The sequence below is a fragment of the Nitrospira defluvii genome, assembly GCF_905220995.1.
GTDB classification, from domain to species: domain Bacteria; phylum Nitrospirota; class Nitrospiria; order Nitrospirales; family Nitrospiraceae; genus Nitrospira_A; species Nitrospira_A defluvii_C.
On record NZ_CAJNBJ010000017.1, the window covers coordinates 180,826 to 193,199 of the forward strand.

A 12,374-nucleotide genomic window follows, 5' to 3' on the forward strand; every position below is an offset into this window, starting at 1 on the left:
TAGATGGTGTACTGGTCAGGACCGTCTCCGCCCACAGGCATTCCTGCAGGTGGGGACCCCTGATGGGCTGGAATGGCTGACCGGACCCGATCGACGCCTCCTTGCTTCGTGTGCATGGACCTGATAAGGTGCCGTTGTTCGCGTAAGACCTTCTGGACCCGGGGGCAGCAGCTCCTGAATCAGGGGAAGTCTTACGCGATTGTTGTTTGTGCCCGCAGCCGCGCCGTTTCCGCTGAGCATACCGCCGAAGGTGCTGTCCTCCGTCGTTCGCATCGCCAGCCCGTCACAGCCGTGGGAATCGTTCCGTTACCCTTTCGGAAGGTGCATCGTTGTTGTACGAATTGTGGTCCGTTCTACGGGCGTTCCTTGGCCATGCGGCAGGAAGGCTCTCTCATCTGGTCATCGTCGGTGTGAGCGCGGGGATTGCGCTGCTCCTGCCGGCCGGAGCCCGACAGTTTCTGTCGCTCTGGTCGCTGCTCGAACATGACAAGGTTTCACTGGTCGCGGTGGAAATGATCCTTGCCATTCTGTTGATGGTCTGTTTCAACTATGTCCATCGTCACGTCCGGGATCGGTCGTTTGCCACGGCAGCGACCGGGGCTGGGCTCGTCTCGTTTTTTCCCCACCGTGCGCCCGAGGCGCAACGGCGTATCACGCGCGTCAAGAGAGAGCAGGGGACGGGCCGGACGGTCATGGTCATCGGCTCCAGCGGGTCCGGATCCCTGATGGATCAGGTGGGAGACCTGTCTTCGGTGCTCGACACCTGTTTGGAGGCGAAGGTGTTCCTGGCGAATCCCTTTAGTCAGGATGCGCAGGCGCGGATGGGGGCGCTTGGTCGTCCCGCCGATGCACTTCCGGCGTTTCGCGAAGAGGTCCGGCAGAGTATTGCCTTGCTGAAGCGGTTGAAGGCGATGGGAAAGGTTGTGAAGTTGAAGCTGTACGCCGATCCTCCTCTGGTGAAGCTGGTGATCCTCGGTGACTACATCTGGCTCCAGCATCACCATGCCGAGCTGGATGGTCAGCACATGCCGGAATATTTGCTGCAACGGAATGGTCGGACGCACGGCTTCTACTCATTCTATGCGCACTATTTCATGGAGCGATGGGAACATTGCGACTCTCCCGAGTATGATCTGGATACCGACGAACTGGTGTATCGCAGTCGAGCGGGGCGGGAAATCCGGCGCGAACCCGTGGAGATCAGCGCAGCGCAGAGTCGACTTGCTGTCGACGCCACGCCCCCGCGTCACGGTCACGATGCGTTCCAGTTGCGCCACGCGCCAGGGCCCTACCTCCCGGTTCGAGGGTATGGCCTCGACTAGAGCGGGTCGCGCGTGCATGTGTCGCGAGGGGAATGTTCGCCCCAGGGGCGCCCCGGATCGGCAATGGTTGCCGGGAAGTTCTCTACCCCTGTGGTTCGGAAAGGTAGGGAACGTCGTGATGGCAAACGATGAGGAGTGCTGGTGATGCGCGACGGAATCGAGCCACGGGTTGCGGTGGCGGATTGGCCGGTGTTGTCCTACGGCTTCAGACCATTTTTTCTGGGAGCCGCCCTGTTTGCCGGCCTGGCCGTGCCCGCATGGATCGTCATGCTGGCGGTTGGGATCGGCTCAACCGGTCTGGGCGCGCCTCGCGAATGGCATGTGCACGAAATGTTGTTTGGATTTCTGCCCGCGGTGATCACGGGGTTTGTGTTGACGGCTGTGCCCAATTGGACCGACCGGCCTGCCATCAAGGGCCGCTTGCTGCTGACGCTCTTCACGCTGTGGTTTGCCGGACGCATCGTGCTTGCCTTGTCTTGGTTTCCGCCGCTCCTGTCCGCCGCCGTGGACATGGTCTATCTCCTTGCCCTGGCTCTGGTGCTTTGGCGGGAGATCGTCGGCGGGAAGAGTTGGGCTCACGCGCCGATCGCCGTGCTCATCAGCCTCTACGCCGTCTCGAATGTATTGTTCCATTCGGCGGCCCTCAACGGAGCGGCGACGGATGTGCCTGAGCGGATGGCGCTGGCATTGGACATGACGCTGCTGACGTTCATCGGCGGACGCGTGACACCGAACTTTACCCGGGAGTTTCTGGTCCAGGCACGAAGGCCGGAGAAGCCGGCGCGGTTTTCTCAGCTGGATATGGCGGCGATTGGGTTCGTCGCGTTCGCCTCGACCCTCTGGGCAATCTTCCCGCAGGGGGCCATGGCCGGGTGGGGCCTCATCCTGGCAGGAGCCGTCAATCTGGTCCGGCTGGCGCGCTGGTATGGGTGGCTCACGTGGCGGGAACCGCTGGTATTCGTGCTGCACTGGGGCTATGCATGGCTCACGCTGGCGCTGCTCCTGCTCGGTTGCGCCGCGCTGGGCCTCGGCCTGCCGCAAGAAGATGCCGTCCATGCCCTGACCACAGGGGCGGTGGGCGTGATGACGCTGGGTATTATGACCCGCGCGAGTTTAGGGCATACCGGACGTCCGCGCCGGGCCGACATGGCGACGGTGGCGATGTATGGGCTGGTGACTTGCGGCGCAATCATCCGCGTGTTCGGACCGAGTGTGGGTCTGCCGACTAATGCCCTGCTGAGTGTGGCGGCGTTGAGTTGGAGTGGAGCCTATCTGTTCTTTGCCCTGGTCTACGGTCCGTATCTGCTGCGACCGAGTCTTGATGAGTGAATCGCGTGTCATGGCGCGTGACCACAGGCTGTGCCGCATTCGAAGGCGTATCGTTTTCGATACTCCGGCTTCTGCGCGGAGACACGATTTCCTCCCGCATGGCTGTTCGAAACAATTACGTGTATTGCTATCGCCTGAATAAAATGAGCAGGACTTGTCGTCCCTCTTCGGGTATAACCTTTGCTGCCTCATCCGGCGAGGGGATACGCAACGAATCTTTGCGCTGCGCGTGGCAACCTGTTTCGGTTCGTGAGGGAGCCCATGGCCAAAAAGAAATCGAGCTCATCAACGGTAGGAAAAAAAACCTCGCGCCGGTCGTCTGAACGGAAGGCGTCTGATACTTCCTCCCCAGCCGGGCCGCAGCCCGCTCCCACTCAGGAATCCGAAGCCGCAGTCCCGACGGGTACCATCCCGCATCCGAAGCCATCCGTCGACAATGATCACGAGGAGCGGCTCGCGAAGAATCTCATCAGGACGGTCATCGCGCTTCCGCTCCTCGACAAACTGAACCAGGAAACCAAACAGCGACTTGCTGATCCCTCCCGCCGTCCGATCATCTATGAGGTGATCATCGATTTGAATCTGGAATACCCGAAAGGCCGGGAAGCGGCGCGAGACTGGGTGTTCAAGACAATCGAGGACTTGCTCGCGCGCCAGGGGCGGGACCGGGACGGCCAACGGCTCGATCGCAAGAAAAGCGAGTTCAACGAACAATACATCTTCGCCTCTCTTGAAGGGCGCGTGATTCGCGAACTGGTTGACTTGGATGGGAAGGACAAGCCCGATGTGCCCGGCAAGGACGGGAAGCCGCGTAAGGCGCGGGCAATTTACCAGATCTGGGAAGATTTCAAGCTGAAGGCGTTCATCACCAGTTCCATCACCACAGTGAAAGCCGATGCGGCGCGAGTGGCCTTCACAGCTTTGGGCGACAACGTCGTGTGGGCCGTGGTCGATTCCGGGATCCAGGGGGACCATCGTCATTTCGGCGCACACCAGAACCTTGCCGGCCAAGTCGAGGAATGGCATTACGATTTTACGGGTGGGGCTGACCCGAAAAAGAGCGCCTTGGTGGACGGCATGGGCCACGGTACCCATGTGGCCGGCATCATCGCGGGAGAGATTCCCGCTGATCCGACGCTGCGGCCGGGCGAATCACATCCTGACATCCTCGCCTATTCCCGATCGCTCAAGCCCGATGGAGACCAGACGGAGCGGGAAGTGGTGTATGAGCAGATCAAGGCCGCTTCCATCGCCGGTATGGCCTCGCGGTGCAAGCTGGTGAGCTTGAAGGTGTTGAACGAGGGCGGCGAGGGCAGTGTGAGTAACATCATTGCCGCGCTCGGACACATTCAACGCGTCAACAGTTTCGGGCGGCATATTCGCATCCATGGTGTGAATCTCAGTGTCGGCTATCCCTTCGAGCCCGAATGGTTTGCCTGCGGGCAAAGCCAGCTCTGTGTGGAGGTGAATCGCCTCGTGCGCTCCGGCGTCGTCGTGGTGGTGGCGGCCGGCAATTCCGGATACGGAGTGCTGTCCACGGATTTTACGGGGCTCCGTTCGGCCGGGATCGGCCTGACCATCAACGATCCGGGCAATGCCGACCTCGCGATCACCGTCGGGTCGACTCATCGGAACATGCCGCACATCTACGGTGTGTCATATTTTTCCTCGAAGGGACCCACGGGCGACGGACGCCTGAAGCCGGATCTGGTCGCGCCGGGAGAGAAAATTCTTTCCTGCGCGGCGGGGCAGATGGAGAAAGACATTCAGGAGAAAATCGAGAAGGACGTGACCTATCTGGAACATTCGGGGACGAGCATGGCGGCACCGCATGTGTCCGGTGTCATCGCGGCATTTCTGTCCGTCCGCCGCGAATTCATCGGGCAACCGGAACGGATCAAAGAGATCTTTGTCTCGACCGCAACGGATCTCCGTCGAGAACGGTACTTTCAGGGGGCCGGACTCGTGGATCTGATGCGCGCGATTCAATCCATCTAGCAAGAGAGGAGGGCGCGATGGAACAGTTATCGGGGTTTCCTTATTTCCCAGTGCAGTTTACGAAGGATGCTGCCGTCCACAATCAGGCCGATGTCGCCGCCTTGCAGGAGTTCCTCCAACGGGACGAGACGACCGATCTCATCGTTATCTCGCATGGCTGGAACAACAATATGGAGGAGGCCAAGGCGCTCTATGCCACCTTGTTGGCCAATGTCCGCTCGGTGCTCGATGCCGGCACGTTCGCGGCGCTCGCGAACCGGAAATGGGCCGTGCTTGGCGTGTTATGGCCGTCCAAGAAATTCGAGGAGAAGGAGCTGATTCCCAGCGGCGCCGCCGGAGCCGGTTCGGTCGTCGGCGTGGCGGCCTTGAAGGCGAAGCTGGAAGGGCTCAAGGGCGTGTTCGATGCACCGCAGGCCGACCGGACGCTCGACGAGCTGCAACGTCTCTTGCCGAAGCTGGAGGACAGCACAGCCGCGCAGAAGGAGTTTGTCGATAAAGTCCGCTCGCTGGTTCAGAAGCACACTTTGGAAGCGGAGGATGGGTCAGAGGTCTTCTTCAAAGTGCCATCGGGTGAGCTGTTGGAAAAGTTGCGCAAGCCGGTGTCCTTTACCGTGGCCCGCCCGCCGGCGAATGCCGGTGGGGCGGCGGGAATCGGCACCGGGGGGGCCGCCGGATTAGGGGAGTTTTTCAGCGGGATCTGGTCCGGCGTACGGAACGCCCTCAACTACACCACCTACTATCAGATGAAGGAGCGAGCGGGATTGGTCGGGGCCAATGGGGTCAATCCGATCCTTCGCGCCGTACAAGCCGCCAGGCCGGACTTGAGGCTGCATCTGATCGGTCACAGTTTCGGCGGGCGCCTCGTGGCCGCTGCGGTCGCCGGTGCCGATGACGCGACGCTGCTCCGTGTGCAGACGCTCTCTCTCTTACAAGCCGCTTTTTCTCACTACGGATTTTCGGAAAAATGGGATGGCACGCACAACGGATTCTTTCACCGAGTGGTCAGCGGCCGAGCGGTTGCAGGCCCGACGATTATTACGTGCACGGCGAACGACAAGGCCGTCGGCCTCGCCTATCCCATTGCGTCCCTGCTCGCCGGCCAGGTGGCGGCCGGGATCGGGGACAAAAACGACAAGTACGGCGGCATCGGCCGCAACGGGGCCCAGAAGACACCTCGAACCGTGGACATGTCTCTCCTTGAGGCGACCGGTTCTTACCAGCTGACGAACGGCCTGATACACAACCTTTCGACCGATCGACTCATCAAGGATCACGGGGATGTTGCCAATAGGGAAGTCGCGTTTGCCGTGGCTTCGGCTATCGCCGCCGCGTGAATGTTACGAGAGAGGTCGGACTGTAGAACGCGCTGAGGGGAAGCCTCACCAGACATGGCCTCGCTCAGTCCGAGGGGGCGCGGCGACGCCGATCTCCTATCCAGGTCGGCGGCGTACGGGTCGGATTGTCGCGGCGGAAGATCGGGATACGTTGGGGGATATCGCCTTAGAGTTCCTCGCCGTATTTCAAGAAGTGCTGTTCCTTAGCACCGGCAATCCAATTGTCATGGCGGATGCGGTCGGGGAATGTGTTGAGCTCCGACGCCATCTGTTCGACGTCTTGATCCTTCCATTCGGCGATCTGGCGAAAGGTGAACATCCCCATGCGATTGAGCACCCGTTCCATCACGGGCCCGATGCCATGGATTTGCTTGAGATCATCCTTTTGCGTCGTCCGATGTTTCCCCGTGTCGCGTCCGGTCGTCGAGTTGCCGTGCATGCCCGAGTCAGTCGTGCCGACCAATTTAGCCTGGGCCCCATGCCGCTGGGCGACGCGATATTCGACGAGTCGTTTGCGTAGGGCGGCGATCTCTTCCTCCCGTTCGCTGACATCCATGACCCGTCGCTCCTCCGCCTCGCGGAGCGCGATTTCCTTTTTTTCCACTTCGCTGCGGAACACTTCCAGCTCTTCCACGGTCGCTCGCAGTCGCTGGATGTCCTGATCCCGCTGTTCGACGGTTTCGGTAAAACGTGAGAGATCTTCCTGATTTTGTGTTCGCAGGCGGGCCAACTCGGCCTCGATCTCCGTGATGCGGGACTGACGCCGGTCCAGTTCCTGTTCCTTGTTCTGGAGGGTGGATGCGGCTTGTGCGCGTGTGCGTTCCAGGTCCTGTTCCAGCCGGCTGCTCCGTTCCCTGAACGGTTCCAGTTCCTGGGTCTGTGCCCGGAGACGGGCGATCTCGGCATCTTTCGGCGCCAGCTGTTCCACCCAGGTTTTGAGGGTGGCGATTTCCTGGTCGCGGCTGATAAGCACGTCTTCGGCATTTTCCATTTGGGCCTGCATTTCGGCGAAGCCCGCCTGTTGCGCCTTGAACTTGTTCTCGGCTTCCTCGACTTCCCGCCGGAGCGTATCGCGCTCCCGTTCGATGGCATGGAGGCGCACACCCTTTTCCCGCACTTCGGTTTGCAATGCCGTCAGTTGTTCCACCTTTGTCGCAAGGTCGGCGGTCAGGTCCTTGAGCGCCGCCTCGGAGGTGATCATCTTTCCTTCAAGCATCTGCACGGCGGAGGTGCGAACCTTCAACTCATGGTTGAGCGTGTCCAACTCATGTTCACGTCCGCGGAGCCGGGTGGCAATTTCAGACAACTGCTGGCGCTTTTCAGAGGTGGCGAAACTGCGCAGCAGCCACCCCATCATCAACCCGATGGTCGCCGCCACCAGTAAGCATCCGATCATTTGCAGTATTAAGGCTCCCATACGTTCACCGTTCCTCTTTCACACGAAATTCAATCCGCCGGTTTTTCTTCGACGCGGCGCGCGTCCGGTCTTGGCTGAGCGGACGGGTGGCTCCGTAGCCCACGGCAGTCAGTCGGTTGGTCACACCATGGTCGGCCAGATACTGGCGAACGGATTCCGCCCGCGCGCGGCTGAGTTGGAGATTGTAGTCCGGATCGCCGTAGGAATCGGTATGGCCGCCGATTTCGATGGTCGCCTCTGGGGATCGTTTGAGCGCCGGAATGACCTTGTCGACGACGGCACGACCTTTGGGGGTGAGGACTGCGCTGTTGCTTTCAAATGCGATGTGTTCTCCGCGCAAGATGTCGTCCAATCCGGCCTGCACGTGAGCCCGGGAGGCATGCACCGGGGGTGGGACCTGAGCCGCCGGCAGCGCTGTCGTTGTGGCTGCGGCTACCGTCAGCTGATCCTGCACATGCACCGAACTGCCGAGCGACGCGCCGACGTCATGGAGGAGTTTTGCTCTGGCCTCGCCGGTTGCGACAGTGCCTTTGACCGTGAGTGTCTGGTCCGAGAGCGAGACCGTGGCTTGATGTTGATGAAGCAGGGCTACCTGTGCCAACAGCGCGGGCACGGCGGTCTCCCACGCCGCGGGAGTGGCTTCTTCGAGAATGTCGAGGTTGTCGGTGACGCGGAGCTTGAGTCCTTTGGCTAATTCCTGTGCGCGGGTGACGGCAGCGAGTTTCGCTTCTTCGCTGGCCATCGCGCCGGAGAGTGTCAGGTGGCCGTTTTCGATGTGCGCGCGAAACGCGGGGTGGCCGCCTGCCGACGACGTCACGGGTAGGTGTCGCGGGATGCAGATGAGGGCCAAAAGTGTGAGTGCGAACAATCCGACTGCGAAAATGATTCCGCGCGACATGCGCCAGCCCTTACCGACCCAGGCACGAGGCCTCCCCGCGGCACGGAGTCGCCACAGGGCGGGTGTCTGTTTAAGACTTCGAGTGTTACTTGATTGATGGAATGCATCAGCCCAGGCCGACGCATGGCTACCGGGCGAAGGGTATCACAACGTCAAGACTCATGCTAGCCCGGAATCGCAGGCAGGCTCGCGCAGCGATTCCAATTGGGGCGTGTGAATGGTTGGGCAGGCGCCGCAATTCCGGCCCGATCAACTTGCAGTGGCGTTGAGGCATCTGCTATTGTCACGGCGTTTTTTCGTCCAATGTGATCCCACCCACACGATATCCATAGTTGAAGGAGTTCATCATGGCCAGCATTGCGCGGGCACTGATCAGTGTTTCTGACAAGACCGGAGTTGTTGAGGTGGCCAAGGGGTTGGCAGCCCTCGGCGCGGAAGTATTGTCCACGGGCGGAACGGCCAAAGCCTTGCGAGATGCGGGGGTGGCGGTGACCGACGTGGCGGCGTATACCGGGTCTCCGGAGATTCTCGACGGCCGCGTGAAAACCTTGCATCCGAAAATTCACGGCGGTCTGCTCGGGCGTCGAGGGGTTCCCGACCACGTCAAGCAGATGCAGCAGCACGGAATCGGCAACATCGACGTCGTCGTCGTGAATCTCTATCCGTTCGAAGCGACGATCGCCAAGCCCAACTGTCCGTTCGAGGAGGCTATCGAGAATATCGATATCGGTGGTCCGTCGATGTTGCGCTCCGCCGCGAAGAACCACGAGGACGTGCTTGTCGTCGTCGACCCGTCTGATTATACCCGCGTGTTGGAGGCCGTGAAGGCTGGTGCCGTCACGCCGGTCTTACGCCGCGAACTGGCCATGAAGGTGTTTCAACACACGGCTCGCTACGACAGTTTGATCGCGGGCTATCTCGAAAAGCAGGTGCAGGGAAGTGAGGTGAAATTCCCCGCCATCCTGTCGCTGCAATTCGAGCGCGTGGAGACGCTGCGCTACGGGGAGAATCCGCACCAGCAGGGCGCGTTCTACCGCGAACTGAATGCCAAGGAGCCGGCCGTGTCGCGCGGGAAGATCCTGCACGGCAAGGCCATGTCCTATAACAATTTTCTGGATGCCAATTCCGCCCTTGAACTGGTGAAGGAATTCGATCAGACGGCGGTGGCCATCATCAAGCACAATAACCCCTGCGGCTGTGCGCTCGGCGCCACGCCGGTCGACGCCTATGTCAAAGCGCGCGCGACGGATCCTGTCTCGGCGTTCGGCGGCGTCATTGCCTTCAATCGCCCGGTTGATCTGGCTGCGGCAAAAGAAATTACCTCGACCTTCGTGGAAGTGGTCATCGCACCGGCGTTTACCGAGGAGGCCTTGGCCGAACTCAAGCGGAAGAAGGACATCCGGCTGCTGGATGTGGGGCCGCTGAGCAAGGCAACCGCTGAGGGATATGATCTGAAGAAGCTGGTCGGCGGGCTGATCGTGCAGGATCGGGACTTGGGTGTGATCAAGGACATCAAAGCCCTGACGGTGCCGACAGCGCGCAAACCGACCGAAGAGGAATATGCCGCCTGCGCGTTCGCCTGGGTCGTGTGTAAACATGTGAAGTCGAATGCCATCATCTACGGACGACCTGGTGAGATCGTGGGCATCGGAGCCGGACAGATGAGCCGTGTCGACTCGGTGAAACTGGCGGCCATGAAAGCCCAGTCGTCGGTGAAGGGATGTGTGATGGCGTCCGATGCGTTCTTTCCGTTCCGTGACGGAATCGATGCGGCGGCGGAAGCCGGTATTACCTGTGTGATTCAGCCCGGTGGATCCATCCGTGACCCTGAGGTGACGAAGGCGGTGGACGAACATGGGATGGCGATGATTCTGACGGGCATGCGCCACTTCCGCCATTGAGGCGCGTTGAAACGGGCCTCCAACTTCGTTCTTGGCTCGAAAAAATCCTCAACGTAGCCAGCAGGCTACGCCTGCGGTTTTTTCTCGCCTGCGGCCTCGTTGGGCGACCCGTTTGAACGCCCTCACGGATGTCGGGAGATGGACTGAGCGAAACGAGCGAGAAGCCGCGGATTGGCAGCATCGGGCGCACTTCATTCAAGCGAAGGTTGAGCTGTGAAGATTCTGGTTGTCGGCAGTGGTGGACGGGAGCATGCGTTGGTCTGGAAGCTTGCCCAGAGTCCGAGGAAGCCGCATATATTTTGCGCGCCGGGGAATGCAGGAATCGACGGCCTGGCGACCTGTGTCCCGATCAAGGCGGATGACATTGCCGGACTCAAAGACTTCGCGCTGAAGCAACAGATTGATCTCACGGTGGTCGGTCCGGAAGCGCCGTTGGCTTTGGGAATTGCCGATGAATTCCGCAAGGCGCGTTTGAAAATCTTCGGGCCGACGAAAGCTGCTGCGCGACTGGAGTCGAGCAAGAGTTTTTCCAAGGACGTCATGACCGCCAACCGGATTCCGACGGCGGTGTCGCGGACCTTTGAGCAGATGGATCCGGCATTGGCGTATGTGGATGCGCAGCCAGTGCCGATCGTGGTGAAGGCCGATGGCCTTGCGCAGGGCAAGGGCGTGGTGGTGGCGATGACGCGCGAGGAAGCGAAGCAGGCGGTGCGTGATGCGATGGAAAAATCCCTGTTCGGTCAGGCGGGCCATCGGGTGTTGATCGAGGAGTTTCTCGACGGGGAAGAATTGACCATCATGGCGTTTACCGATGGAAAAACCGTCGTGCCGATGATCCCTGCCCAGGACCACAAGCGGGTGGGGGACAGCGACACCGGACCCAATACGGGCGGCATGGGCGCCTATGCTCCGGCTCCCATTGCGACGACTGCGCTGCGCGATCAGGTGACGCGGCAGGTGCTGCAACCGACAGTGGATGCGATGGCTCGTCTGGGCTGCCCTTTCCAAGGCGTACTCTACGCGGGCCTCATGATTGTGAACGGCACGCCCTATGTCCTGGAGTTCAATGCGCGGATGGGGGACCCCGAGACCGAAGTCGTGTTGCCGCTCTTGAAGACGGATCTGCTCGACGTCATTGAGGCCGTGGTTGAACATCGTCTCGACCAACTGGCGGTGGAATGGAGGCAGGAGACGGCGGTCTGTGTGGTCCTGACCTCGCCTGGTTATCCGGGAGCCTATCCGACGGGATTGCCGATTCAAGGATTACCCTCTCCATCGAACTCAGCGCCGATCGCGGTGTTTCATGCGGGCACCAAGCGTGATGCGGGCCAGGTGGTCACTGCCGGAGGCAGAGTATTGGCCGTGACGGCTTGGGCTCCGTCGCTTCTGCAGGCGAGAGCGGAGGTCTATCAGGCGGTGCCGGCGATTTCGTTCGAGGGTCGGCACTATCGTACCGACATTGCGCACCGGGCGCTGCCGCGCACTTCGTGATCCGATCGGATCAAGCCATCACATGGCACTGGTTCTTCCGTTCACCGATGCATCCTGCGACGCCGCGCTGCCGGAGGTGCAGCGGGTGCTGGCGAGGCATGGTGTCGTCGCCCTTCCCACCGAAACCTATTATGGTCTCGCCGTGCGACCGACCGACGAGGCGGCCCTCCGCCGATTGGTCGAGGTAAAAGGCCGTCCTCCCGACAAACCGATCTTGGTGCTCATCGGAGCACCTGAGCAGTTGGTTCCCTTGGTAGACGCCATCACCCCAGCCGCCTCGCTCCTGATGGAGCGCTTTTGGCCAGGTCCCTTGACCATCGTGTTTCCCGCCGCCTCAGGCCTTTCGCCATTGCTCACGGCAGGGAGTGGGACAATCGGGGTTCGCTGGTCCCCCTTGCCGGTCCTTCAGCGACTCTTGACCCACACCGGCCCGCTGACCGGAACGAGTGCCAATCGTTCGTCGGAATCGCCCCTTGCCGACGCAGGTGCCGTACAGAAGGTCCTCGGTTCCTGCATCGATCTGATTCTCGACGGCGGCCGCGCACCTGGTGGGTCGGCTTCCACCGTCGTGGATGCCTGCGAGTGTCCACGGCTTCTTCGAGCCGGAGTCATTGCGGCGGATCACATTCGAGCGGCCTTGGAGCAGTCAGGATACATACTTTCATCATGATTTGATGGTGCGTA

Annotated in this window: 9 protein-coding genes; 7 read left to right on the forward strand and 2 right to left on the reverse strand. The window is 60.9% G+C overall.

All coding sequences use genetic code 11. The features are described from left to right. Positions 1-329: 329 nt before the first annotated feature. From KJA79_RS15955 to KJA79_RS15970, 4 genes are all read left to right on the forward strand, one after another. Positions 330-1,322 carry a hypothetical protein gene (locus tag KJA79_RS15955; protein ID WP_213043059.1) on the forward strand — a complete coding sequence of 331 codons (993 nt, stop codon included), beginning with the start codon at positions 330-332 and terminating at the stop codon, positions 1,320-1,322. Between the two features lie 144 nt (positions 1,323-1,466). After that, positions 1,467-2,651, forward strand: coding sequence for an NnrS family protein (locus KJA79_RS15960; RefSeq protein ID WP_213043060.1), 1,185 nt, complete (start codon positions 1,467-1,469; stop codon positions 2,649-2,651). A 261-nt stretch (positions 2,652-2,912) separates the two neighbouring features. After that, entirely contained in the window at positions 2,913-4,649 is a 1,737-nt protein-coding gene (locus KJA79_RS15965) for a S8 family peptidase (RefSeq protein ID WP_213043061.1), read from the forward strand. Positions 4,650-4,666: 17 nt separating this feature from the next. Further along, entirely contained in the window at positions 4,667-5,983 is a 1,317-nt protein-coding gene (locus KJA79_RS15970; protein WP_213043062.1) for a hypothetical protein, read from the forward strand. 166 nt (positions 5,984-6,149) lie between these two features. Here KJA79_RS15970 and KJA79_RS15975 read toward each other — a convergent pair whose 3' ends face one another. Both KJA79_RS15975 and KJA79_RS15980 read right to left on the reverse strand, forming a co-directional pair. Further along, positions 6,150-7,400 (reverse strand): hypothetical protein, encoded by a 1,251-nt coding sequence (locus KJA79_RS15975; protein WP_213043063.1) that lies wholly within the window; start codon positions 7,398-7,400, stop codon positions 6,150-6,152. Between the two features lie 4 nt (positions 7,401-7,404). Beyond that, a complete protein-coding gene (locus KJA79_RS15980) occupies positions 7,405-8,298 on the reverse strand; it encodes an OmpA family protein (RefSeq protein WP_213043064.1) in 894 nt (297 codons plus the stop codon). A 347-nt stretch (positions 8,299-8,645) separates the two neighbouring features. Here KJA79_RS15980 and purH point away from each other — a divergent pair, with 347 nt between their 5' ends. From purH to KJA79_RS15995, 3 genes are all read left to right on the forward strand, one after another. Then, complete coding sequence (purH, locus tag KJA79_RS15985; RefSeq protein WP_213043065.1) at positions 8,646-10,199, forward strand: bifunctional phosphoribosylaminoimidazolecarboxamide formyltransferase/IMP cyclohydrolase; 1,554 nt, start codon at positions 8,646-8,648, stop codon at positions 10,197-10,199. 213 nt (positions 10,200-10,412) lie between these two features. Continuing rightward, positions 10,413-11,690 carry a phosphoribosylamine--glycine ligase gene (purD, locus tag KJA79_RS15990; RefSeq protein WP_213043066.1) on the forward strand — a complete coding sequence of 426 codons (1,278 nt, stop codon included), beginning with the start codon at positions 10,413-10,415 and terminating at the stop codon, positions 11,688-11,690. A gap of 22 nt (positions 11,691-11,712) precedes the next feature. Further along, entirely contained in the window at positions 11,713-12,360 is a 648-nt protein-coding gene (locus KJA79_RS15995) for an L-threonylcarbamoyladenylate synthase (protein WP_213043067.1), read from the forward strand. Positions 12,361-12,374 lie beyond the last annotated feature (14 nt).

Bases quoted from the DNA above. Each gene is read 5' to 3' on its own strand.
- KJA79_RS15975 (WP_213043063.1), bottom strand. From the start codon at position 7,400: ATGGGAGCCTTAATACTGCAAATGATCGGATGCTTACTGGTGGCGGCG.
- KJA79_RS15960 (WP_213043060.1), top strand. From the start codon at position 1,467: ATGCGCGACGGAATCGAGCCACGGGTTGCGGTGGCGGATTGGCCGGTG.
- KJA79_RS15965 (WP_213043061.1), top strand. From the start codon at position 2,913: ATGGCCAAAAAGAAATCGAGCTCATCAACGGTAGGAAAAAAAACCTCG.
- purH (WP_213043065.1), top strand. From the start codon at position 8,646: ATGGCCAGCATTGCGCGGGCACTGATCAGTGTTTCTGACAAGACCGGA.
- KJA79_RS15995 (WP_213043067.1), top strand. From the start codon at position 11,713: ATGGCACTGGTTCTTCCGTTCACCGATGCATCCTGCGACGCCGCGCTG.
- KJA79_RS15980 (WP_213043064.1), bottom strand. From the start codon at position 8,298: ATGTCGCGCGGAATCATTTTCGCAGTCGGATTGTTCGCACTCACACTT.
- KJA79_RS15970 (WP_213043062.1), top strand. From the start codon at position 4,667: ATGGAACAGTTATCGGGGTTTCCTTATTTCCCAGTGCAGTTTACGAAG.